Raw genomic sequence first — 23,448 nt, forward strand, 5'->3', positions numbered from 1 at the left:
GGGGGGGGGGGGGGGGGGGGGGGGGGGGGGGGGGGGGGGGGGGGGGGGCGGGGGGGGCGGAGTCGGCGGCGAGCGCGGGGGCGACGACGGCGAAGGGGCGCGGGCTGGTGGGGCTCTGGGGCGGCGGGGCCGGGGCCTGGGCGGCGGCGAGGGTGGCGAGGGCGGCGCCCAGGAGGGCGGGCAAGAGGGCGGCGAACGGTCGCATGGGTGGTAGTTTCGCCGCTCACCGCCGCGCGGGGAACGGGCGTTCGGTAAGCGGGAGGCAAACTTGTGGTCGATGGGCGGCGGGGCGCTGGCGCGCGGGCGGGCGGGAGGGCGACACTGTGGGGGTGGTGCGCGGCATCGGAACTCGCGAGGTGGTGGCGCTCTTGGCCGTGGCCGTCGCGGCGGTGATCGCCTGGGAGTTCCTCGACCCGGCGGCGAGCGAGGGGCGGCTGGCGCCCAGCGGCACGCCGACGGTGCGCTTGGGGCTGGCGCCGCCTTCGCCGACGGCCACGCCGGAGCCCTCGCCGACGCCGCTCCCGCCGCCCCTGGAGCTCGGGCGGCCGGCGCGCTTCCGGCTGGAGCTGTTCGACGACCGGCCGACGAGCGGCCACGTGAAGGTGGCGGATGGGGCGGTGGATGGGCTCGCGCTCTCGTACGCGGGGGCGCCGTTTCCGGACTTGGTGGACGACCGCTGGAGCGTGGTGGCGAGCGCCCAGGTGGAGCTGCCAGCGACGGGCCGGTATCGCTTCGTGCTGGCCTACCACGGGGAGGTGACGGTGCGGGTGGATGGGGAGGTGGTGGCGGGGGCGGGGCCGACGGAGGCGGGGCGGCTGGAGGTGGTGTTCGCGCACGCGGCCGGGCCGGCGCTGCTGGAGATCGAGCTGCGCGACCGCGGGGGCGAGGCGACGCTGCGCTGGGAGTGAGGGGCCGCGCGGGCTCGGCCCGGGCATCAGCCGTCGGCGGCGGGCCGGTCGGCGGGTGCGAGCGTGCGGAGGTACACGAGGCGCCAGGCGATGGTGAGGGCGGCGAGGCCGGCGACGAGCGCGAGCGCGAGGTAGCACTGGCCGACGATGGCGCCGAGGGCGAGGAGGAGGGAGCGAACGTCGCGGCTGGCGAGGCCGAAGATGCGGTCGAGGTTGCCGGAGCGGGCGACGGCGGGGAGGTCGGCTTCGATCCGGGCGCGGCTATAGCTGACGATGAGGGAGGCGCCGAGGGCGAGCATGCCGACGACCTCGGGGTGGGGGCGCGCTTCGAAGCGGGCGGCGTAGACGGTCATGCCGGCGATGATGGCGGCATCGGCGTAGCGGTCGGAGACGGCATCGAAGATGGCGCCGAGGCGGGTAGCGGCCTGTTTGAGGCGGGCGAGTTCGCCATCGACGCCGTCGATGACGCTGACAGCTTGGATGGCGATGCCACCGGCGATGTTCCAGCCGGCGGCGAGCATGGCGCCGGTGGCGAGGGCGAGGAGGAGGGTGAAGGCGGTGACGTGGTTGGGGGCGATGGGGGTGGGGCGAAGGGCGCCGGCGAGCGGCCGACTGAGGCGGCGATTGAGGTAGCGGGAGACGAGGCCGTCGTAGCTCATGGGCGGGCGGCGAGGTGGGCTGCGGCGGCGGCCAGGTCGGCGGTGGTATCGATATCGAACCAGGGGGCGCCGCCGATATCGACGGCGCGGAGGGATCGCTGGGCGGCGAGGAGGCGGAAGACGACGGAGAGTTCGCAGCTCTCGGGGGCGGCGTCGAGGGCGGCCCAGGCGGCGGGTGCCAAGAGGAAGGCGCCGGTATCGAGGGCGTGGTAGGGATCGAGGTGCTTGCCGATGGCGGTGACGAAGCCCTCGGGGTCGAGGGCGAGGCGGGTGGCTTCGTCGCGGTAGTCGGGCGGCCAACGGGCTGGGTCGTCGGCGGCGACGAAGGAGAGGCCGGCGGGGGCGGTGGCGCGAGCGGCGAGGAGGGCGCGGATGATGGGCTCGCTGAGGAGGTGGTCGGACATGAGGAGGAGGAAGGGGTCGTGGCCGGCCCAGGCGCGGGCGGCGGCGAGGGAGAGGGAGGCGCCTTCGCGGAAGCGCGGGTTATGGATGAACGAAAGGGGGAGGGGCGATTGGGCGGCGAGGGCTTCGCCGAGCTGGCCGGCGCGGTAGCCGATGACGACGGCGATTTCGCGGACGCCGGCGGCGTGGAGGGCTTCGAGGGTGTAGGCGATGATGGGGCGGCCGCCGACTTCGACGAGGGGCTTGGGGCGGTCGCGGGTGAGTTCGCCGAGGCGGCCGCCATCACCTGCGGCGAGGATGACGGCCTTCACCGACGGGACCGGGGGGGAGCGGGCATGTGGCCATGGTAGCGGGCCGGGGGAGTGTCGCACATGGGGCGTGACGGGGGTACGATGGGGATGCCGGGGCGAACCCGGAGTCCAACGGGAGGGTGGACTGCGATGTGGAAGACGATTGGCTGGCTGACGCTCGTTTGTGGCGTCTTCATCGGGATGCTGATCTCGCTCTCCATCATCGGCCTGAAGGCGTGAACGGCGCGGTAAGCGCCGCAGTCCGACGATACAGCGAGGCGGCCAGCCGGAGGGAAGACTGGCCGCCTCTTTTCGTGCGCGTGCCGCAGGGGGCATCGTTCGGCGCGCGACGATTGTGCCTGGCGGGGTATTAGGGCGTGGTTAACGGGCGGCACTTTCATTCCGGGCGGGATTGCGTCACGCTAGCGGGGTGACGCAGGCGGCACAGGTTCCGCTCTTCGGTCGGCAGGAGACGGGCGGCGAGCTGCGCGGGCTGAGCTCGGTGGAGGCGATGGCGCGTGCCGCTGCGGGCCAGGTGAACCGCGACCCCGGCGGGATCCGCACCGACGGGGACGTGATCCGGGCGAACGTCCTGACCTTTTTCAACGTGATCCTCGGGTCGCTCATCATCGCGTTGCTGGCGATCGGCGAATTCAAGGACGGGTTTTTCGTCGGCATCGTGGTGGTCGCGAACGTTTTGGTGGCGACGCTCCAGGAGCTGAAGGCGACGCGGACGCTGCGGGAGCTGCGGGCGCTGACGGCGCCGCAGGTGACGGTGGTGCGCGATGGCCAGGAGATCGAGATCGCGGCCGAGGACGTGGTCCAGGGCGACCTGGTCCACCTGAAGAAGGGCGACCAGGTGGTGGCGGATGGACGGATCGTGGCGCGCGAGGCGGAGATCGACGAGTCGCTCCTGACGGGCGAATCGGATTCGGTGAAGCGTAGTCCTGGCGACGAGTTGCGGAGCGGGAGTTTTTGCACGGCGGGGGATTGCTACTACCTGGCGGAGCGGGTGGGGGCGGAGGCGTACGCGATGCGGCTGACGGCGGATGCGCGGCAGCTCGTGAAGCGGCTGACGATGCTGCAGATTCGCTTCAAGCGGATTCTGCGCGTGTTGCTGACGGCGACGGGCGTGCTCGCCGCGGCCCTCCTGGTTCAGTACACGATGAACGACCGGGGGTTAGCCGATGCGCTGAAGGCGACGACGGCGACGGTGACGACGGTGGTACCGACGGGGCTGTTGCTGGGGATGACGGTGGCGTTCGCGGTGGGCGCTGTTCGGGTTTCGCGGGCGGGGGCGATCGTGCAGGACATCAACGCCGTGGAGGCGCTGAACTACGTCGACGTCATCTGCCTGGACAAGACGGGGACGATCACGGCGAACCGGATGAACCTGCGCGAGGTGCGCTGGCTTCCGGGCGCGGAGGGGTACGCCGGGTGGCTCGGGGCGTTCGCGGCGGCGAGCCGGGAGGAGAGCAAGACAGCGGAGGCGTTGGCGGAGGCGCTCGGGCAGACGACGAACCTGGCGCGGCCGGTCGCTTCGGTGCCGTTCAATTCGGAACGACGGTGGAGCGCCGTGCAATTGGCGAAGGACGGCGAAGTGCGGACGTTCGTGCTAGGGGCGCCGGAGACGGTGTTGCCGCGCTGTGCGAACGGCAGAGAGCTGGAGGGCGCATACCGCGAGGCAGCGGAGCACGGCCTGCGCGGGGTGGTGTTCGCCGAGGCAGAGCGGCTCCCGGAGGCAGGGAACGACCCCGGGAGGTTGCGGGCGCTGGCGCTCTTGACGCTCGGCGACGAGCTGCGGCCGGAGGTGCGGAGCGCCTTCGCGCTCATGGAGCAGCTGGGCATCGAGCCGAAAATCATCTCCGGCGATAACCCGGAGACGGTTCGGGCGCTGCTCGCGCAGCTGGGGATTTCGCTGAAGGGCGGGGTGGTGGCGGGGCCGCAACTCGAGCCGCTCGAGGGCGAGGCGTTCCATCGCGCGGTGGAGGAGCACAGCGTTTTCGGGCGGGTGACGCCGGCGCTCAAGGCGCGCATCGTGGCGGCCCTCAAGGAGGATGACCACTTCGTGGCGATGGTCGGCGACGGTGCGAACGATGTGCAGGCGTTGCGGACGGCCGACGTGGCGGTGGCGATGGCGAGCGGGACTTCGATGACCAGGGCGGTGGCGGGCATCGTGCTGTTGAACGATTCGTTCACGGCGCTCATTCGGGGTGCGAAGGAGGCGACCGCCGTCCTCGGCAATGCGGCCCGGCTGAGCAAGCTGTTCATCGCCAAGAGCCTCTACGCCTATTTGATCATCGTGGCGACGAACATGCTGGGGCTCGACTTTCCGTTCTTGCCGCGGCACGGCTCGCTGACGGCGTTGCTGACGCTCGGCATCCCGGCGGTGTTCATTTCGATCAGCGTGCCTCCGCCCGATGCTGGGCGCGATTTCACGCGCAACGTGCTGCGCTGGGCGCTGCCGGCATCGCTGGCGCTCGCGGTGGCGGCGATCTTCGTCCACCTGCTGACCGAGGGGGTGCTCGGGCGGGACATCGCCGAGGCGCGGACGTTGGTTTCGCTGACGATGGGCATCACGGGGCTGTTCTTCATGGTCGAGGTGCTCGGCTTCCAAGGGGCCTCCTGGCGGAGCCTGACCCGGCCGGTCCTGACGAGCGTTTTGGGGGTGCTGCTCGTGGCGGGCTTCCTGGTGACGATCTATACGCCGCGGCTGCGAGCGTTCTTCGATTTCACCGAGGTGCACACGGGAGACTGGGTGATCGTCTCGACAGCGGTGGCCGGGGCACTCCTCGGGCAGTATCTGCTCAGCCGGTACTGGCAGCAGTTCCTCGACTTCCTGACGGCGGCTCCGGGGCGGCAGGAGCGACTCCGGGGGCGGGCCATCTAGCAGCCGCGACCCACCGCACCGCTCCCGCTGGCCCCCGGCCGGTTTGCATCGCGTAGCGGTCGCCATTTCAGACTGCTAGACTGCGCCGAATTCGCTCAGGGAGGCAGACGCCAATGCGCGGTCGATTGGGAGTTGCCCTGTTCGCGGCGGCCGCGCTGGCGGTCGGGGCCTGCGGTGGCGACGACGGGAAGGACGCCACTCCGGTGCCATCGGAATCCGCGACGGCGGCCGATGCAACGCTCACCCCGCAGCAGATTGTCGAGCGGCTCTCGTCCTCGGTGGTGCGCATTCGGGCGACCTACCCGGAGGGGGTCGGCGGCGGCTCGGGCATCGTGTGGGAGGATGCGCGCCGCATCCTCACGAACGCCCACGTGGTGCTCGGCGCCGGGGCCATCAAGGTGGTGGACCCCAAGGACGGACGCGAGGTGAGCGCGAAGGTGATCGCGCTCAGCCCGTGCGACGACGTGGCCCTGCTGGAGGTGGAGCGGGGAAACTTCACGCCGGCGCCCATCGGCGATAGCGACCGGCTCGAGCCAGGCGAAGAGGTGGTGGCGCTGGGATACCCCGCAACCTTCACCGACCAGGGGTCGAGCAAGCTCGTGGTGACGCGCGGCATCGTGAGCAAGGTCCACGATTCCTTCGATGGGCTGACGGACCTGATCCAGACCGATGCGGCGATCAATCCGGGGAACAGCGGCGGGCCGCTCGTGAATAGCCGCGGCCAGGTGGTGGGCATCAATACGCTCGGCTTTTGGGGCAAGCAGGCACAGAACTTCGCCATCGCGATCAACGAGGCGGTGTTCGTGGGCGAAAAGCTGAAGGCCGGGAAGCACCTGCACTACATCGGCGCCCGCATCGAACAGAACTACCCGGGGCTCGCGCAGGAGCTCGGCATCCGGCTCGCCTATACGGATGGGCTGCTCGTGACGGGCGTCGATGCGGGAAGCCCGGCCGACGAGGCAGGCCTCGGTTACTCCGACCTCATCTACTATGTGGACGGGGTTTGGGTGGATTCGGTCGGGGGCTTTTGCGACGTTCTCCGCTCGCGGAAGGCCGGCGATACCATCCGGCTCGATATTACGCGCACGTACCGCGACGGCTCTTCGGAGGACCTGTACGGAAATCTGACGCTCAGGTAGGCCGCGCGGCTCGGGGTGTAGACTCCCGCCGACATCTGCTGCGGGAGGGTGAGCCATGCCCGGGAGGGTGCTCTACGAGCGCGAGGGGCGCATCGCGACGATTACGTACAACCGGCCGGAGGCGCTGAACGCCATCGACGCCGAGCTGCGCGACGACCTCGATGCGGCCTGGGTGCGCTTCCGCGACGACGAAGAGGCCTGGGTAGCGATCGTGACGGGGGCTGGACGGGCGTTCAGTGCCGGGGCGGACCTCCGCGGGAGCGCCCCGCCACGGGGAGCGACGCACTGGGAGACGCCGAGCCTCACCTCGCTGGAGAACGGCCTGGAGATCTGGAAGCCGACGATCGCGGCGGTCAATGGCTACTGCCTGGGCTTCGGCCTCACGCTGGCGGCGGCCTGCGATTTTGTGATCGCCAGCGAGCGGGCCGAGTTCGGATTCCCGGAGGTGCGGCTCGGGGTGCCGACGATCCAGGGGGCTGTCCGGATGCCCCGGAGGGTGGGTTGGCAGAACGCGATGGAGCTCCTCCTCATCGGCGAGCGGGTGGATGCGCAGCGCGCGAAAGAGATGGGGCTCGTTTGGAAGGTGGTTCCCCACGAGCGCCTGATGGACGAGGCACGGGCGTTGGCGATGCGGCTACTGAAGTCGGCACCGCTCGCCGTCCGGGCGACGAAGGAGGTGGCCTGGCGCGGCCAGGAGTTGCCCTGGGTGGAGGCTATCCGCTTCGGCGAGACGATGCGTCGGGTGGCGCAGGCCACGGAGGATGCGCGCGAGGGCATGGCGGCCGCCCGCGAGCGGCGGGAGCCGCAATGGCGGGGCCGCTGAGGGGCTAGCGCACCGCCGCGAGAAGGATATCGCGGGCGATGGGCCCGGCCTCGATCGAGCCCGACTTCCCATCGTCGAGGACGACGACGGCGATAGCGCGCGGCGCTTTGGCCGGGGTCATGGCGACGAAGAGGGCGTGCGACTGGGCGTTGGCGTCTTCGGCGGTGCCCGACTTGCCGGCGAAGTCGGTGTAGCCGGCGAGAGCGAAAGCGGCCGCTGCCGTGCCGGCGGGGCCGGTGACGAGCTCGAGGCCGCGCTGGAGGTGGGCGTGCTGCTCCGGCGTGAGGGGCAGGGTGCCGCGGGGGGTAGCCTCGGCGCCGACGAGGAGCCGCGGTGTGCGGAGCTGGCCGCTGACGAAGGTGCTGTAGGCGTTCGCGAGCTGGAGCGGGGTGACGAGCAGGTCGCCCTGGCCGATGGCGAGGTTGACTTCGTCGCCGGGATACCAGGGCTGGCCGGTGGTGCGCCGCTTCCAGGCGGCATCGGGCACGAGCCCGGCTTCGTCGCGGAGCCCGATCGTGCCGGTCGGTGCCCCGAGGCCGAATTGGCGAGCCATGGCGGCGAGCGCATCGTCGAATCCGTTGTAGAGGCGGAGGCCGATTTCGTAGAAGACGGGGTTGCAGCTGCGCATGAGGGCTTCGGCGATGGTGAGCATGCCCTGGGCGCCTTCCCAGTTTCGGCGGGGCGGATCGACGCCGGCCCAGATGGCGCCACATTCGAGGCGGTCGCTCGGGGTGAGGCCGAGGGCAACCATCCCGGCCGCGCCCGTGATGAGCTTGAAGGTCGACCCGGGAGCGTAGAGCCCGGCGGTGGCCCGGTTGGTGAGGGGCGCGCCGGGGGAGGCGGTGATGGCGGCCAAGGCGGCGGTGTCGCCCCGCTCGAAGGCGTCGGGGTCGAAGGAGGGCGAGCTGACGAGCGCGAGGATGTCGTTCGTCGCCGGGTCGATGACGACGGCGGCGCCGGCACGCCCGCCGAGGCGCTCGTAGGCGGCGCGGAGCGTGGCGGCGTCGAGGGTGGTGCGGATGTCTTCGCCCTGGCGGAAGGGGCGCGAGACGAGGACTTCGGCGACGCTGCCGTCCGGCGCGATGACCCGGAGTTCGGCGCCGATAGACCCGGCGAGGCGCTCTTCGAGGATGGCTTCGAGGCCGGCTGCTCCGACGCGGTCGCCGATGCGATAGCCCTGCCCTTTGCGGGCGGCGAGCTCTTCGGCGGTGTACTCGCGGGTGTAGCCGACGACGTGGGCGGCGGCCGGGCCGAGGGGGTGGACGCGCTGGGTTTCGACGTAGATGACGATGCCCTGGTGTGGCCGAAGGAGCTGGTTGGCGAGCTCGACCTTCTCTTCGGGGATGGGGCCGACGCGGACGCGATGGTTGGCTGGCGCAGGGGAGGCAAATGCTGCCTCGATCTGCTCGCGGCTGAAGCCAAAGGCGAGGAGGGCAGCCTCGAGCGCGGGGCGATCGGTGACGACGCTCCGATTGAGGCCGACGTAACGGAGCTCGCGGGTGACGGCGAGTTCGGCGCCGTTGCGGTCGTAGATGGTCCCCCGGATGGGGCGCTGGATGATGGAGCTGAAGCTGTGGCCGCCGGCGAGGCGGGGGTGGATGGCTTCTGGCCGCCAATCTACCAGGTAACGGCCCGGTGCAGGGACCAGCTGGACGAGGGTGGAGTATTCGAGAGTGCCGAAATAGGCTGTTTCCAGGCGCACCTGAAAGCGGGCAGAGGCGCTGTCGACGTCGGCGACGCGGACAGCGGTGCCCGTGGTGGTGAGCTGCTCGGCGAAGGCGCGGTAGGCCTCGGCGAAGGCGTCGTAGGGGTACGTCCGCTGGGCGGCCGGCGAGAGGAGGAGGTAAAGCGCTTGGTAATCGGCCGAGGCCCAGGCTTCGGCGAAGGCGGCGGCCGTGGCCGCGGGCGAGCCGGGCTTGGGCGCTGCGCCGTTGGTGCCCGCCTCGCCACCACGAGCGGCGTACCAGCGCGCGCCGGCCGCGATACTACCGGCGAGGAGGCCGATCATGATGGCAGTCAGGAACACTGCGCGTATGGGCATGCACCGCCCCTCGTGCTCCCCCGCCAGGTGGATTGTAGCAGCGCTCGTGGTGCTCTCCGTCATTGCGGTGAGCGCCTGCGGGGGGAGCGGTTCGGACGATGGCGCGAACGGGGGCAACGGGCGGCCCGGGCCCGGCCCGACGGTGGTGCGGCCGGAGCCGGCGGGCGAGCCGCGCCACATCCTGCTCGGCTTTAGCTCGCTGCCGCCGGAGCTCACGAGCCAGGCGTACATCCAGGCCTTCGCGACTGCCGCACAGTATGCCGACCTCGTGCTCATTCAGCGGACGCCGCCCTGGAGCGACTTCCTTCCCGATGGGAGCATTTCGAAGGAAACGGCCGAGACGACGCGGCTCGAGACGGCGCTGCTCGAGCAGTACCGTCCCCTGAAGCTCTACTACGCGATCGACCCGACGGACGGGGCGGTGCAGCGGAGCCGCCTGGCGAACCTCCCGCCCACAGTCGATGTGCAGGCGGGATTCACCGACCCGGACGTGCGGGCGGCGTTCGTGGCCTATGCGGCCTACATCGCGAAGAACTACCGCCCGGCCTACTTGGCGCTCGGGCTGGAAGTGAACATGACGTACGAGCGGGCGCCGGAGCAGTTCGAGGCGTTCGTTTCGCTGTACGAGGAGGCATACGCCGTGGTGAAGGGCAACAGCCCGGCGACGAAGGTGTTCCCGACCTGGCAGCTGGAGGACTTGGAGGGGACGTTCGGGGAGGTGCACCCACCGCGCTGGGAGCTTTTCGACCGCTTCGCGGGGAAGATGGATGTCCTCGCGGTCAGCACCTATCCCTACCTAGGCGAGGCTCGGAGCGTGGCCGACATTCGAGAGGACTATTATCGGCAGCTCCGCAACCGCTGGAGCGGTGAGATTCTGATCGCGGAGACGGGTTATCCCTCGGCGCCGGTCGAAGGGCGGGAGGCGGTGGGCACGGAGGCGGAGCAGCGCGCCTATCTGGAGCGCCTGCTACGGGAGGCGGAGGAGCTGCGCTTCTCCGGGGTGGTCTGGTTCGCCGCGCTCGACCCGGCGTTCGCGACGACGGGGCCTGCGGTGGCGTTCCGCGACATCGGGCTGCGGAAGGCCGATGGTTCGAACAAGTCGGCCTGGGCGCTCTGGGAGGAGTGGGCGCGGCGCCCGCTGGCAGGGGGCCAGTAGCGCGAGGGGGAGCTTCAGGAGAGGGTGGTGGGGGAGGCGGGCCGCTCTTCATCGGCGGGGGCGGTATTGGCCCCGAGCGATTCGGCGAGCTGGAGGCGTTCGAGGATCTCGCGGCGCGTGACGAGACCGACCATCCGCCCATCTTCGAGGACGGGGACCTGGTTGAGCGCTTTTTCGCCGAGGAGGGTGAGGATTTCGACGGCCGGGGTATCGGCGGTGACGGTGATGACGCGCTCGCGCGGGGTCATGACGGCCTGGGCCGGGGTGAACGGCCAATCGGAGCGGGGCACCCGGCGGACGTCGGTGACGGTGAGGATGCCGAGGACGGCGCCGCCGTTGGCGACGACGACGGCGCGCTCGCCGTGGCCGACCATGTAGTCATCGACGACGGAGGCGAGGGGAAGTCCGGGGACGACGGTGGGGAAATCGGTGCGCATGAGGTCGCGGGCGGTGAGCCTGCGCAGGACGCCTTCTAGCTGGAGGTTGGCAGATTCGCTGCGGGCCGCGCCGAGCAGGAACCAGCCGATGAAGAGCAGCCAGAGTCCATCGAGGAGGAGGCCGCCGAGAAGGAGAAAGAACCCGATCGTCATGAGGGCGTAGCCGAAGAGCTCGCCGACGCCCGCCGCGGTGCGGGTGGCTTTGCGGAAGCTCCCGCTACGTTTCCAGGCGATGGAGCGGAGCACCCGGCCGCCATCGAGGGGGAATCCGGGGAGCATGTTGAAGACGCCGAGGAGGACGTTGACGGCGGCAAGGTAGAAGAGGATGGCCTCGAGCTGTTCGTCGAGGGGGCCGAGGAGGAGGCCGGCGAGCCCGGTGATGGCGGCGATGACCAAGCTGGTGGCCGGCCCGGCAGCGGCGATCTGGAACTCTTCGCCCGCGGAGGCTGGCTGCCGTGCGAGGTGGGAAACCCCGCCGAAGATGAACAGGGTGATGCGCGGGACGGGGAGGCCCCGCCGCTTGGCGACCAGCGCGTGGGCGAGTTCGTGGAGGAGGACGGTGACGAAGAGGAGGAAGGCGGAGGCGGTGCCGACGACCCAGTAGGTCGCGGTGCTCCAGCCTTCGTAGCGGGCAGGGAAGAGGCCCTCGGAAAGGGAGTAGGAAAGGAAGGCGATGATCAGAAGCCACGAGGGGTGGACTTCGATATCGATGCCGAAGAGGCGGGCGACGCGGAACGAACCGCCGAACACGCTTTCAGCATAGCCGATGCGGGCCCTCGGCGCGTTCAGGCATCGAGCAGCGATTCGTAGGCGGTGCGGAGCTCGGCGAGGGGGGCGTCGATGGGGCCGAAGCGGAAACGGGGGTCGGTGGTCGTGCGCCCGAGGAAGGTGACGGGGACGTCGAGCGTTGCGCCCAGGTCGCGCAGGCGGGCGAGGCCACCGCCCTGCCGGTACACATCGGCGGCGAGGGTGACGACGATGCGAGACTGGGCTTCTCCGAAGAGTGCGGCATCGAGCCGCCCGGGAAGTTCGCGCACGCCCTCCAGGCCGAAGCCGCCGAGGATGGCCGCCTCGGCGAGGGCAACGGCGAGGCCGCCTTCGGAGCAGTCGTGCGCGCTGAGGAGGAGGCCCTCGCGGTGGGCCTGGAGCACGAGGCGATGGAGCCGTTTCTCGAGCGCGAGATCGATGGTGGGAAGGCCGGCGACGCGGCCGTGTTCGCCGGCGAGGTATTCGGAGCCGCCGAGGGTGCTGGCGGGCTGTTCGAGGCCGGCGCCGAGGAGGACGACCTGGCAATCCGGGCCGGCGAATCCGGCGGTGAGGTGGTGGCTCACGTCCTCGAGGAGGCCGAGCATGCCGATGATGGGCGTGGGGTAGACGGGCCGGCCGCCGGCTTCGTTGTAGAGGGAGACGTTGCCGCTGACGACGGGCGTTTCGAGTTGGAGGCAGGCCTCTGCGATGCCACGGACGGCCTGCTCGAGCTGATAGGCGACATCGAGGCGCTCCGGGTTGCCGAAATTGAGGCAGTCGGTCACGGCGATCGGCTCGGCGCCGGTGCAAACGATGTTGCGCGCGGCCTCGGCGACGGCGATGGCGCCGCCGGTGTAGGGATCGAGGTAGACGAGACGGGCGTTGCAGTCGGTCGTGAGGGCGATGCCCTGGCCCGTGCCGGGCACGCGGAGGACGGCGGCATCGCCGCCGGGTGGGACGACGGTGCCGGCGAGAACTTGGTGGTCGTATTGCCGGAAGATGCCGCGTTTGGAGGCGATGTTGGGCCGGGCGAGCATGCGGCAAAGGGCTGCGGTGGCTTCGCTCGGTGCGAGGTCGGGGAGGCTCGCCGGGTCGAAGGCGTTCAGTTCGGCGAGCTCGGCGGGGCGGACCCCTTGGCGGCGGTACTGGGGCGGGTCGGTCGCGATCTCGACCGGTACGCGGGCGACTTCGACGCCGTGTTCGCGGACGATGACTTCGTTCCCGCTGGTGACGATGCCGATGGCCGCGCAGTGGAGCTCCCAGCGCTGGAAGAGTGCGGTGACATCGGCGACGTGCTCTTTCTTTGCGATGACGAGCATCCGCTCCTGGCTCTCGGAGAGCATGACTTCGTACGCGGTCATGCCGTGTTCGCGGCGGGGGACGTTTTCGAGGTCGAGGATGGCGCCGGAACGCCCCTTGGCGCAGCATTCGACGACGGAGCTGGTGAGGCCGGCGGCGCCGAGGTCTTGCAGACCGACGACCCAGTCGCGGTGGCGGGAGGCCAGCTCGTAGCAGGCTTCCATGAGGAGCTTTTCGAGGAAGGGGTTGCCGACCTGGACGGCGGGGCGCATCTCTTCGAAACGCGCTTCGGGGTCGGTGCGAGAGGCGAGCCCGCTGGCGCCATGGATGCCATCGCGCCCGGTATCGGCGCCGACGAGGAGGAGGACGTTGCCTTCGCCCTGGGCGCGTGCGCTGAGGAGGTTGGCGGTCTCGGCGACGCCGACGCACATGGCGTTGACGAGCGGTGTGCCGGCATAGGCGTCGGCGAAGAAGACTTCTCCGCCCACGGTGGGGATGCCGAGGCAATTGCCGTAGCCGCCGATGCCGGCCACGACGCCATGGAAGAGGTAGCGATCTTGTGGATTTTCGAGCGGGCCGAAGCGGAGGGAATCGAGGATGGCGATCGGGTAGGCGCCCATGGCGAAGATGTCGCGCACGATGCCGCCAACGCCGGTGGCGGCGCCCTGGTACGGTTCGATCGCCGAGGGGTGATTGTGCGATTCGATTTTCATGACGACGCAGCGGCCGTTGCCGATATCGATGGCTCCGGCGTTTTCGGCGCCGACTGCGGTGAGGATGCGCTCGCCCGTGGAGGGGAGGAGGCGGAGGAGGGGTTTGCTGTTCTTGTAGCCGCAGTGCTCGCTCCAGAGCGAGCCGAACATGCCGAGTTCGACGTCGTTCGGTTCGCGGCCGAGCCGCTGGACGAGCAGGTCGTATTCCTCCCGGCTGAGTGCGACGGCATCGAGGGCGGCCTGGTCGACGGGCATGGATGTATCGTACGCGGGCACGGACGTACGCGATAAGGCCGCCCCTGTGGGGGTTCAGCTCAGGCTGAAGGGTGGGTAGTCGTCGGTGAGAAGGCTGGTGTAGGCGGCGACGCGGGTGGACCAGCGGAGGTAGCCGGCCACGAAGGTATGGATGAACGTGGGGAGCCGGCCGATGACGAGGGCGACGAACCATCCGATGAATACGAGGATGTTGGCGACGATCTGGAGGATGTAGAGGACGATGGCGTGGGGGATGACCATGATGAGGCGGAAGAAGACGGTGAGGCGGCTCCGCCCATCGAGTTTGGCCTCTCCCCAGAAGCGAACCGGGTAATCGGTGGCGGGCCCCAGGGTGAAGGGGGGATAGCGGCCGGTAAGGAGCAGCGTGTAGCCCTGCACGCGGACGCTCCAGTGAAGGACGTTGACGAGGAAGCTGGCGATGCCGCTAGGGAGCCGCCCCGTGATGACGATCACGAACCAGGCGATGATCGCGAGCAATTCGGCGACGATGCCGAGGATGCCAAGGACGATGAGATGGGGGATGACGAGGATGATGCGGAAAAAGACAGCGAGGCGGTTCTGTTGGGCGGGCGATTCGACGTCGACGCCGAAGGGGTAGGCGGGCGCTGCAGCGGTCATGGCGATGTCTCTCCTCCGCGGCCGGGCTCTCTTGGGCCGGCGCGATTGTGACCTTTACCGTGCCCTTTGTAAAGACGTTCTGTGAACGGTTCGATGCGGCGTCAGCGGAGGGTGGTGACGGCGGCTTGGATGAGCGACTGCCAGATGCGGTTGCCGTCGGTACCGCCGACGAGCGCCTCCCCGGCCCGCTCGGGGTGGGGCATCATGCCGAGGACGTTACCGCGTTCGTTGACGATCCCGGCGATGTTGTGGGCGGAGCCGTTGGGGTTGGCGGCGGGGGTGACGTTACCTTCGGCGTCGCAGTAGCGGAAGACGATGCGTCCGGTGGCTTCGAGGCGGTCGAGGGTGGCGGGGTCGGCGTAGTAGTTGCCTTCGCCGTGGCTGATGGGGATGCGGAGGATGGCCCCTTGGGGGATGGCATCGACCCACGGGCTGGGGCCGCCCTCACGGCGGAGGTGGACCCATTCGCAGCGGAACTGGAGGCTCGCGTTGCGAACGAGGGCACCGGGCAGGAGATGGCTCTCGCAGAGGACCTGGAAACCGTTGCAGATGCCGATGACGGGCTTGCCGGCCTCGGCGAAGGCGACGACGGACTCCATGATGGGAGAGAAGCGGGCGATGGCGCCGCAGCGGAGGTAATCGCCGTAGGAGAAGCCCCCCGGGAGGACGACGGCATCGAAGCGGGCGAGGTCGGTCTCGCGGTGCCAGAGGATTTCGGCTTCCTGGCCGAGGATGTCATGGAGCACGTGGTAGGTATCGCGATCGCTCCAGGTGCCGGGGAAGCGAACGATAGCGAACCGCATACTGCGATTGTGCGGCGCCCGGCGTGGTGTGTCGAACGGGCTGCACCGGCTCAGCCGGAGCGGACGGGGGTTTCGCCGCGGGCGACGGATTCGATCTCTTCGGGGGTGGGCTGCGGGTAGCGGACGCGCGGATGATAGACGGCGCGGAAGGTGGCCTTGAAGGTGCGGGCGATGGTCTGGAGGTCGCGCATGGTGATATCGCATTCGTCGAGCTGGCCTTCGGCGAGCCGCTCGGCGATGACGGAATCGACGGTCTGCTCGATGGTGGCGGGGTCGTGGTCGCCGGCGCGGATGACGGCTTCGCAGGAGTCGGCCAGCATGACGATGGCGGCCTCGCGGGTCTGGGGCCGGGGGCCCTGGTAGCGGAAGTCGGCCGGGTCGGGATCGAGGCCTTCGCGCACGGCGACGCGGTAGAAGTAGCTGACGAGGCGGGTGCCGTGGTGCTGGGGGATGAAGTCGCGGATGACCTCGGGCAGGCGGTACTTGCGGGCGAGTTCGAGTCCGTTGGCGACGTGCGCGCGGATGATGCTGGCGCTCTCTTCCGGGGGGAGGGCTTCGTGGGGGTTGGGGGCGCCGGCTTCGAGCATGTTTTCGATGTAGTACCGGGGCATGGCGAGCTTGCCGATGTCGTGGTAGTAGGCGCCGACGCGGGCGAGGAGGGCATCCGCGCCGATGGCGGCGGCGGCGCGTTCGGCGAGCGAGCCGACGAGCATGCTGTGGTGGTAGGTGCCGGGTGCTTCTTCCTGGAGGCGGAGGAGCAGCGGGTGTTCGGGCTGGGCGAGTTCGAGGAGTTGGATGCGCGAGGTGATGCCGAGGGCGAAGGCGAGGAGGGCGAAGGCGCCGAGACCGAGGACGGCCGCGCCGACTCCGTGGATGCCCGCGGCGAGGCCGATCCAGGCGAGCTCGAGGTTGTCGCGGGGAACTTGGAAGAGCCAGAAGGAAGCCATGGCGGCGCCCGTCGCGACTGCGGTGACGAGGCCGGCGAGGCCGAATCGGCCAGTCCGCTCGGCGCGGCCGAGCGCGGCTGCCCCGGCCAGCCCGCCGATCGTGGATACCATCGCGAATTCGAGCGACTGGAGCGGCCCGATGTAGGAGGCCCCGGCGACCTGTGGGAAGCTGCCCCCGATGAAGGCCGCGAAGATGCCGACAGCTGCCGCGACGACGGCGGCGAAGGAGAGCCGGGCGAAGGAGCTGGTGACGATGGCGGCGGTGGAGACGGGGACGGCGTAGAGGAGGAAGGTGCGGTCTGCATCGGGGGTGAGTGCGGGGAAGGCGACGCGGACGCCGACGAGCACGGCGAGAACGGCAAGGGCGACGGCGAGGAGTCGGCGGTTGGCGGGGGATTCGAACGGCTGGAGGAGGTAGCAGTAGAGCCCGAGGATGAGCCCGAAGCCGCCGGCGACGAGGACAGCACCACCGAGCGCGTAGGGGTCGAGGCCGCTGCGGATGGTGCCGGTCGCTTGGAGCGCTTCGATGTCCTGGGTGGTGATCCGCTGGCCTTCGGCGACGATGACCTGGCCTTTGGTGATGGTGCGCACGACGGGGCTGACGGCCTGGCGGGCCGCTTGGCGGGCGGCCTGGGTGGCGGCCTCGTCGATGCGGAAGTTGGGCACGGCGAAGACGCGGAGGAGGTTGGAGAGCGCGGCGCGCTCGCCTTCGCTGGCCGTGGCGCGTTGGGTGAGGAGGCGGTCGACGGCTGCGGCGATGTCGCGCTGCCGCTCTTCGGCCGTGGTGCCGCGGCCGATCGGGTTGCTCAGAAGGGCCCGAAGGAGGTCGACGGCGCGTGATTCGAAGAGGGCCAGGCTGCTCGCATCGAGGGAGAGCAGGTAGAGGTTGGTGGTGCTGCCGATGGTCGCTGGAGCCGGGAGGGCGGCGAGCTGGTCCGCCTTCTGCTGGGTGGTGAGGTCGCTCCGCGTGATGATCGAACGGACGCTGGCGAGGTACTTCTGGAGGGCGGCGGCAGCGCTATCGGTGAGGGCCTGATCGGGCGGGAGGGGGACGGGCTCGACGGCGGCGGCCGCTTCGTCGCGTGCGGCTTGGGTGAGGGCTTCGGAGACGAACTGGGCATCGTTGGCAGCTTCGAGTGTCGCCGGTGCGAAATCGCCTTCGGCGAGATCGGCGCGCAAGCCTGCGATGGGCGCGACGAGGAAGAGGGCGACGGTGGCGAGCACGAGGCCGAAGGCCGCCGCGCTCGCGCGGGTGACGGGTGGGGCGGAGGGTCGCTGCATGGCGATGGCTTCAGGATAGCAGAGCGCGATGGGCGGGCCGGAATCAGGCGTGGCTGCGCGGGGAGAGCCCTTCGCCGAGGAGGTCGGCGAGGGCGGCGAGGCGTTCGATGACGAGGTAGCCGGCGGCTTCGCGCGCGCGCCCACGACGGTCGAGCAGGACGGCGCGGAGCCCTGCCGCCCGCGCGCCGGCGATATCGGTGGCTGGGGTATCGCCGATGAAGATGGCCTCGTGCCGTTCGAGTTGGAGGTCGGCGAGGGCGCGGCGGAAGGGTGAGGGATCGGGCTTGGCGATGCCGAGGTCGGCGGAGGAGACGAAGGTTTCGATGTAGCCGGCGAGGCCGAGATTGTTGAGCAGGGGGCGCCAGTATTCGCCCGGGAAGATGGTGTTGGAGACAACGCCGATGCGGTAGCCGCGGTATTTGAGCGAGGCGAGGATGGCGCGGGCGTCGTCGTAGACGTACTGGCCGTGGCAGGAGGTGTCGAAGAAGCGGCGGGCGGCGGCCTCGACGTCGCCGGCGGCTGCGGGCCAACCGAGCCAGGTGAACGCTTGCCCGAGGATGGCACGAATCTCGGGGGCCCGCTGGCCGGGGGATGGGTCATGGTCGGGGAGGACGGCCGCGAAGGCGCGTTCGACATCGGCCGGGCGGGCTTCGACGCCGAGGTGGCGGGACGCGTAGTCGGCGACGGCCGCACAGGCGGCGGGGATGCGGTCGGCGCCTTCCCGCGCAAGGGTGCCGCCCCAATCGAAGAGAACCCCGCGAATGGCCATGGTGGGGCCTCAGCCGGAGAGCAGGCTGCGGACGATTTCGTTGATGGTGCGTCCGTCGGCGCGGCCCGCGAAGGCTTTGGTGAGGTGGGGCATCACCTTGCCGAGGTCGCGCGGGGAGCTGGCCCCGGTCTCGGCGATCACTTTGCGGGCGGCGGCTTCGATCTCGTCGCGGGTGGCCTGCTGGGGAAGGTAGCTTTCGAGCACGGCGACTTCGGCGGATTCCTTCTGGACGAGGTCTTCCCGGCCGGCTTTCTGGAACTGTTCGATGCTCTCGCGGCGCTGCTTGATCTGTTTCTGGATGAGGGCCAGGACGGCGGCGTCGTCGAGCTCGAGGGGCGGCAGTTCGGCCATGCGGGCGAGCTCTTCGTCGCTGGCGCCGGCCGGCGGGGTGCGGATTTCGGCGTTCTTGATGGCGGCGAGGAGCATGCGGAGGGTGGCCTTCCGCGTTTCGTCGCGGCTGCGCATGGCATCGGCGAGGTCGGCCTGGATGCGTTCGCGAAGGGTGGGCATGGTAGGGCTCCAGAGAACGGGATGGCCCGGCGAAGCTGCCGGGCCATCGGGATGGTAGCGGGAGAGCTGCGAGGCGGCTCAGCGCCGGGCTGCGGCTCGGGCTTCGCTGCGGAGCTGCTTCTTGCGGAGCTTGCGAAGGCGTGCTTGTTCCTTCTTTTTGCGCTTGACGCTGGGTTTTTCGTAGTGCTCCCGGCGGCGCGCTTCGGAAAGGACTCCGTCCTGCTGGACGCGTTTGTTGAAGCGCTTGAGGGCGACTTCGAACGGCTCGCCTTCGGCAACGATGACTTCGGACAAGAGCGGCTTTCACCTCGCCTTCTGTTGGGGGTAGGGCGCCCGCGGGGCGGGCGCGCATCGATCACTGTACCACGGGCTCCTGGCTTCAGGCGAACCGCTGGCGCTGGCTTTCGGGGACGCGGGCATCGAGTCGTTGGAGCTGGTATTCGACCCAGATGCCGGGGCGCTCGGTACGGATGCCCGGGGCTTCGAGATTGAAGCGGTCCTGGAGGTGGCGTATTTCGCGGGCGAGCGTTTCGTAGCGCTGCCGGGCGTGGCGGATGGCAAGGTGGTGGCCTTCCCAGTCGCCGGTGGCGGCCGCTTGCTCGCAGAGCCGACGGTGGGCGTCGTCGATGGAGGCGAGGCGCTGGAGGCCCCGTTCGATGTCGCGCGCGAGTTCGAGCCACTCGGGGAGGACGTTGGCGTTCGCGAGGATGTGGTGGCCGAGCCAGTTCGGGTCGTTTTCGTTGCCCTCGAGGCGGAGGGGGCGGCCTGCGCCGGGCAGGTTATCGAAGAGCCCTGCGGCGATGGCTTCCTGGATTTGCGACTCGATGGCGCGTTCGAGGGACATGGCGAGTCCGGAGACGGGCATGGCCCGCTGGTTGGCGGGCCATGTCATCGTAGCCGATCGGTGCGAGCGGCGCGCTCAGTCGGCGGAGGGAAGCACCTTTGGCTGGAGGAGTTCCATGGGCCGGCCGTCGACGTTGAGGGCGCACGGCCCCGGTTTGACGACGAGGACTTCGATGCCGGTTGGTTCGTCGCGGTAGCGCTTGCCGAGCTGGACGGTTTCCATGCCCGTCGTGTCGACGGTGACGCTCGGGTCTTCTTGGCCGCGAATCTGCATGGGGACATCGCCACAGCGGAGTTCGCCGTTGCCGCCTTTGGTCACGATGAACTCGGCGACGCCGCCGGGCACGACGTACCGCTTGCCGGTCTGGGCTGCTGCCATTCCTGCCACCCCTGTCACGAGAGAGTTGGCGCGCTCGCTGGGGCGCGCCGTTTGCCCGGATCCTACGGAGCCGGGCCGGCGGGGTCAAACGGAAACGGGGCCCCCTGGGGCCCCGTTTGGCGTGGCGAGGACGAAGCGAAGCCAGCGCTACTGTTCGACCCAGATGTACGCGAGCATCGGCGGGTGGTAATCGCAAGTTACCTTGTACTCGCCCGGCGTGTTCATGGTGATTTGGCGGGTATCGCCTTGGCGGATATCGGCCCCCTGCACTTCGCCGTTGAAGACGATGTTGTGCAAGCCGACGACGGAGGTGAAGGTGATGGTGGTGCCGGGTTTGACCTTGACGCCGCCTTGGTTGGGCTGTTGGCGCTGGCCGTCGGCGACGACGGTCCAGTCGCTGGCGTGGGCTTCGATGGTGACTTGGGAGCTGAAGGCTTCCGGCTTCGTGATCGAGACCGGCGTGCCGAGCCCGGGCAGCGTTTGGAAGACGGCGTTCGGGACGGCGTACTGAACGCAGGCGGTGCCAGGGTTGATCGTATCGGGCGGCGCGGTGCCCCAGGCCGAATCGGGCAGCTTCAGGCTGGTCCCGATGGCCAGGACGCTATTGGGCTGGATGCCGTTCGCTTCGGCGAGGGTTGCCGCGGTGACGTTCGAGAAGCCAGCGGCGACCTCTTCCAAGGTCTGCCCCTGGACGACGTAGCCGGTGACTTTGGGCAGCCGGATCACGACGTCTTGGCTGAGCGGGGTTGCTGGGTCGGCGTTGTTCGCGCGGGCGAGCTCGGCCACGGTGGTGCCATGGGCAGCGGCGACACTCTCCCACGTGTCGGCAAGGCCAACGATGTAGCGCGTGCCCGAGGGCAGGCGGATCTGCTGGCCAGGATTGACGACGGGCGCGGCTGGATCGAGGTTGTTGAGCGTCGCGAGCCCGGCGATATCGGTGATACCGTGATTCTCGGCGATGTTCTCGAGGGTATCGCCCTCGCGGGCGATGTAGACGAGGTTGGGCAGGGCGAGCTGGCGACGGAACTCTAGCTCGTCGGTGTCCTTGACGCCCTGGAAGATGCTGGGGTTGAGCTGGCGGAGGTCGGCGACGGCGATGCCGTGGCGGGCGGCGATGGAGGCGGGGGTATCGCCGGCGGCGATGATGTAGGTGGCGCCATCGGGCAGGGCGAGCTTCTCCCCGGGGAAGAGACCGGCCCGGGGCTGGCCGTCTTCGGTGAGCAGCTGGAGTTCGGCGACGCCGCGCTTTTCGGTGAAGCGGTACTTCAGCTTGTTGAGGTCGGCGATGACGAGGGCGCCGACGAGCTGGCTATCGGCGATTTTCCGGAGCGTTTCGTTCTCTTTGTAGACGGTATAGATGTACCCATCCGGGTCGGCCGCGAAGCCTGGGATTTGCACCCGGGTGTGCTTGGGGAGGATTTCGTCGATGTTCCGGTTGCCGTTGGCCGCGGCGATTTCGGCGTAGCCGATGCCGTGGGCTTTGGCGATGGTGCTCAGGGTATCGCCGCCGACGAGGGCGGTGAGCTCGGTGTTCAGGTTGTGGGCGAAGTGCTCGGCTTCGAGCCACCACTTGGATGTCGGCACGCCATCGACTTCGGTGTCTTCGGGCGCGGTGATGAGGTTGATGAGGTGCTCGATTTGGATGGCGTTGAGCGAACCGCCGTTGGTGTTGAGCCAGGGCTGCATGCGCGAGCCGGCGCGGCCACAGTACAGGGTCCGCCGGATCATGGCTTTGTTCGCGGCGAGGACGAGCGGATCCTGGTTTTTGAGTTCAGGGGTATCGAGGGGAAGGCCGACGCCGCCTTCGCCGCGGTTCCCATGGCAGGTACGGCAGTTGTTGGCGTAGAGGAGGGCGCCCCGTTCGCGGGATTGGTCGAGTGTCCATTGGGCCTGGGAGTCGGCTCGGACGGGGAGGTCGATGGCGGCGTACGCGGCGCAGCCGCCGACGGTCATGAAGAGGAGGGCGACGATGAGGACGATCTGCTTTTGGGTGTTCAATCGAACCTCCTCTTGTTAGACGTAGGGGACGGCGCGGAGTGGATTGTCGGCGGCGCCGCTGGTGATTTGGCCGGTGTTGACCGAGACGGAGCCGTCGCCGTTGACGGTGAGGCGCATGGTATCCATGGGCCGAGGTGCCGGCCCGAAGACGCGGATGCCGGCCTTGGAGTAGGTGGAACCGTGGCAGGGGCAGCGGAACCAACCGATGATGCCGGGGAAGTTGACCGTGGCACCGTTGAAGGCGGGGTTCCACGGGACGGTGCAGCCGAGGTGGGGGCACTTCCAGTAGAGGGCGAGGAGCCCTCCGGTGCCGCCGGCCTGGAGGACGTCGCCTTCCGGCCCGTTGAGGTTGACCAGCCAGAACTTTCCTTCGGGGACGCGGACGGGATCGGAGCCTGGACGTGGAATGAGGTCGCGGCTCACGGTGACGGTGCCACCGAAGCCGCTCGGCTTTCGGAGATTGAAAAAGCCGAGGAAGCTGGCGATGAGGCCACCGGTGAAGAGGGTGAGGCCGGCGAACGTGCTGACGCGGAGGAAGGAGCGGCGTGCGAGCTTGCGGGCCTCGATCTGACGTGCGCGTTCGATGCGCCCGGTGGCGCGGGGTGCGGATTGAGCCTGTGCCATCTCAGTGTGCCTCCTGCCCCGGGATGCCTTCGCTCACCTTGAGGTCCCACGGCAGGACGAGTTCCTGCCCCTGGCCGCGAAACGCGGTGCCGACGAGCGTGAGGACGCCGAAGACGACGACGAAACCGGTGAAGAGGGCGAGGAGGGCGTCGCGCCGAGAGACGACCCAGCCCATTCGCCAGAGCGTATAGATGAGCAGGCTGGGGAGCCCGACGAGGGCGACGATCGGAATCGCTTGCTCGACGAGCCACCCTGGGAAGTCGAGGTGTTGGAAGGAGGTCGGGCCGCCACGTCCGGTGCCATCGAGGATGCGCAGCTCGAACGGTAGATAGGTGATCCTGTGCGACCATTCCGGCCACGGGAGCTGGGACTGCATGGAGCGGACGTTTTCGAGGAAGCGGAGGGTATCGCCGCCGGAGAGGCCGAACCAGGAATTGAGGAAGTAGGCGACCTTGCCGGTGTCCCAGAGGATGAGGAGCCAGGTGCCGACGAAGGCGACGACGCCAGAGACGATGGTGATGCGCCACGCGTTTTCGGTGGCGAACCAGGCGCCTTGGCCTTCGTTGTCGCGGTCGAAGTAGGGGAAGGCGGCGAGCAGCACGAGCCAGACGGTCGGCACGATGATGCCGGCCATGGCGGCGTTCATGTGGAGTAGGAGCTCCTGCAGGTTGAGCAGGTACCAGGGCGCCTTGGAGGGGTTGGGCGTGACGTCGGGGTTGGCTTGGTCGAGCAGGGGCGCGTTCATGAAGGTCGACAGGATGAGCAAGCCGACGGTGAAGACGAGCGCCGAGATGAATTCGATGAAGATGAGGTCGGGCCAAACGAGGACCTCTTCGTCGCGCGCGCGCGTCTGCGGGCGGGCGACGGGCCGGGCTACGACTGCGGTTGCCATGCGT

At 69.4% G+C, this 23,448-nt stretch carries 21 protein-coding genes; 5 read left to right on the forward strand and 16 right to left on the reverse strand.

What is annotated here, in order from left to right:
- The first annotated feature begins 329 nt into the window (after positions 1-329).
- A complete protein-coding gene (locus VAE53_RS03010) occupies positions 330-908 on the forward strand; it encodes a PA14 domain-containing protein (protein WP_322817884.1) in 579 nt (192 codons plus the stop codon).
- Between the two features lie 26 nt (positions 909-934).
- Here the strand turns inward: VAE53_RS03010 and VAE53_RS03015 are convergent, their stop codons facing one another.
- On the reverse strand, positions 935-1,567 hold the full coding sequence (locus VAE53_RS03015; protein WP_322817885.1) for a CDP-alcohol phosphatidyltransferase family protein: 633 nt from the start codon (positions 1,565-1,567) through the stop codon (positions 935-937).
- Positions 1,564-2,280, reverse strand: coding sequence for an NTP transferase domain-containing protein (locus VAE53_RS03020; RefSeq protein ID WP_322817886.1), 717 nt, complete (start codon positions 2,278-2,280; stop codon positions 1,564-1,566). Before VAE53_RS03020 ends, VAE53_RS03015 begins: the two co-directional genes overlap by 4 nt.
- Positions 2,281-2,689: 409 nt before the next feature.
- Here VAE53_RS03020 and VAE53_RS03025 point away from each other — a divergent pair, with 409 nt between their 5' ends.
- The 3 genes from VAE53_RS03025 (at position 2,690) to VAE53_RS03035 (ending at position 7,111) form a co-directional block, all read left to right on the forward strand.
- Positions 2,690-5,149, forward strand: a complete 2,460-nt coding sequence (locus VAE53_RS03025; RefSeq protein ID WP_322817887.1) for an HAD-IC family P-type ATPase — start codon at positions 2,690-2,692, stop codon at positions 5,147-5,149.
- Positions 5,150-5,262: 113 nt separating this feature from the next.
- Positions 5,263-6,288 carry a trypsin-like peptidase domain-containing protein gene (locus VAE53_RS03030; protein WP_322817888.1) on the forward strand — a complete coding sequence of 342 codons (1,026 nt, stop codon included), beginning with the start codon at positions 5,263-5,265 and terminating at the stop codon, positions 6,286-6,288.
- A 55-nt stretch (positions 6,289-6,343) separates the two neighbouring features.
- Complete coding sequence (locus VAE53_RS03035; RefSeq protein ID WP_322817889.1) at positions 6,344-7,111, forward strand: enoyl-CoA hydratase-related protein; 768 nt, start codon at positions 6,344-6,346, stop codon at positions 7,109-7,111.
- Positions 7,112-7,115: 4 nt separating this feature from the next.
- On the opposite strand, the gene VAE53_RS03040 is transcribed toward VAE53_RS03035, so the two are convergent.
- Positions 7,116-9,152 carry a penicillin-binding transpeptidase domain-containing protein gene (locus VAE53_RS03040; RefSeq protein WP_322817890.1) on the reverse strand — a complete coding sequence of 679 codons (2,037 nt, stop codon included), beginning with the start codon at positions 9,150-9,152 and terminating at the stop codon, positions 7,116-7,118.
- 46 nt (positions 9,153-9,198) lie between these two features.
- Here VAE53_RS03040 and VAE53_RS03045 point away from each other — a divergent pair, with 46 nt between their 5' ends.
- On the forward strand, positions 9,199-10,308 hold the full coding sequence (locus tag VAE53_RS03045) for a hypothetical protein (protein ID WP_322817891.1): 1,110 nt from the start codon (positions 9,199-9,201) through the stop codon (positions 10,306-10,308).
- 14 nt (positions 10,309-10,322) lie between these two features.
- Here the strand turns inward: VAE53_RS03045 and VAE53_RS03050 are convergent, their stop codons facing one another.
- The 13 genes from VAE53_RS03050 to VAE53_RS03110 form a co-directional block, all read right to left on the reverse strand.
- On the reverse strand, positions 10,323-11,495 hold the full coding sequence (locus VAE53_RS03050) for a site-2 protease family protein (RefSeq protein WP_322817892.1): 1,173 nt from the start codon (positions 11,493-11,495) through the stop codon (positions 10,323-10,325).
- Positions 11,496-11,530: 35 nt separating this feature from the next.
- The gene (gene purL / locus VAE53_RS03055) at positions 11,531-13,759 is read right to left on the reverse strand and encodes a phosphoribosylformylglycinamidine synthase subunit PurL (RefSeq protein WP_322817893.1); all 2,229 of its coding nucleotides are present in this window, start codon (positions 13,757-13,759) and stop codon (positions 11,531-11,533) included.
- A gap of 54 nt (positions 13,760-13,813) precedes the next feature.
- A complete protein-coding gene (locus tag VAE53_RS03060; protein WP_322817894.1) occupies positions 13,814-14,398 on the reverse strand; it encodes a DUF4389 domain-containing protein in 585 nt (194 codons plus the stop codon).
- Positions 14,399-14,499: 101 nt separating this feature from the next.
- Entirely contained in the window at positions 14,500-15,201 is a 702-nt protein-coding gene (gene purQ / locus VAE53_RS03065; RefSeq protein ID WP_322817895.1) for a phosphoribosylformylglycinamidine synthase subunit PurQ, read from the reverse strand.
- 50 nt (positions 15,202-15,251) lie between these two features.
- Entirely contained in the window at positions 15,252-17,429 is a 2,178-nt protein-coding gene (locus tag VAE53_RS03070; protein WP_322817896.1) for an HDIG domain-containing metalloprotein, read from the reverse strand.
- 43 nt (positions 17,430-17,472) lie between these two features.
- On the reverse strand, positions 17,473-18,198 hold the full coding sequence (locus VAE53_RS03075; protein ID WP_322817897.1) for an HAD family hydrolase: 726 nt from the start codon (positions 18,196-18,198) through the stop codon (positions 17,473-17,475).
- A 9-nt stretch (positions 18,199-18,207) separates the two neighbouring features.
- On the reverse strand, positions 18,208-18,708 hold the full coding sequence (locus tag VAE53_RS03080) for a GatB/YqeY domain-containing protein (protein ID WP_322817898.1): 501 nt from the start codon (positions 18,706-18,708) through the stop codon (positions 18,208-18,210).
- 78 nt (positions 18,709-18,786) lie between these two features.
- Positions 18,787-19,002: a 30S ribosomal protein S21 gene (rpsU, locus tag VAE53_RS03085; protein ID WP_322817899.1), complete on the reverse strand. Its 216-nt coding sequence runs from the start codon at positions 19,000-19,002 to the stop codon at positions 18,787-18,789.
- An 85-nt stretch (positions 19,003-19,087) separates the two neighbouring features.
- Positions 19,088-19,600, reverse strand: coding sequence for a DUF1992 domain-containing protein (locus VAE53_RS03090; RefSeq protein WP_322817900.1), 513 nt, complete (start codon positions 19,598-19,600; stop codon positions 19,088-19,090).
- A gap of 27 nt (positions 19,601-19,627) precedes the next feature.
- Positions 19,628-19,930 carry a hypothetical protein gene (locus VAE53_RS03095; RefSeq protein WP_322817901.1) on the reverse strand — a complete coding sequence of 101 codons (303 nt, stop codon included), beginning with the start codon at positions 19,928-19,930 and terminating at the stop codon, positions 19,628-19,630.
- Between the two features lie 147 nt (positions 19,931-20,077).
- The gene (locus VAE53_RS03100) at positions 20,078-21,928 is read right to left on the reverse strand and encodes a LysM peptidoglycan-binding domain-containing protein (RefSeq protein WP_322817902.1); all 1,851 of its coding nucleotides are present in this window, start codon (positions 21,926-21,928) and stop codon (positions 20,078-20,080) included.
- A gap of 15 nt (positions 21,929-21,943) precedes the next feature.
- On the reverse strand, positions 21,944-22,552 hold the full coding sequence (locus VAE53_RS03105) for a ubiquinol-cytochrome c reductase iron-sulfur subunit (protein WP_322817903.1): 609 nt from the start codon (positions 22,550-22,552) through the stop codon (positions 21,944-21,946).
- Between the two features lies 1 nt (position 22,553).
- The coding region (locus tag VAE53_RS03110; RefSeq protein WP_322817904.1) for a hypothetical protein at positions 22,554-23,448 on the reverse strand (895 nt) is incomplete at its 5' end.

Origin of the sequence: Tepidiforma sp. (assembly GCF_034432735.1) — a bacterium.
Lineage (GTDB): Bacteria > Chloroflexota > Dehalococcoidia > Tepidiformales > Tepidiformaceae > Tepidiforma.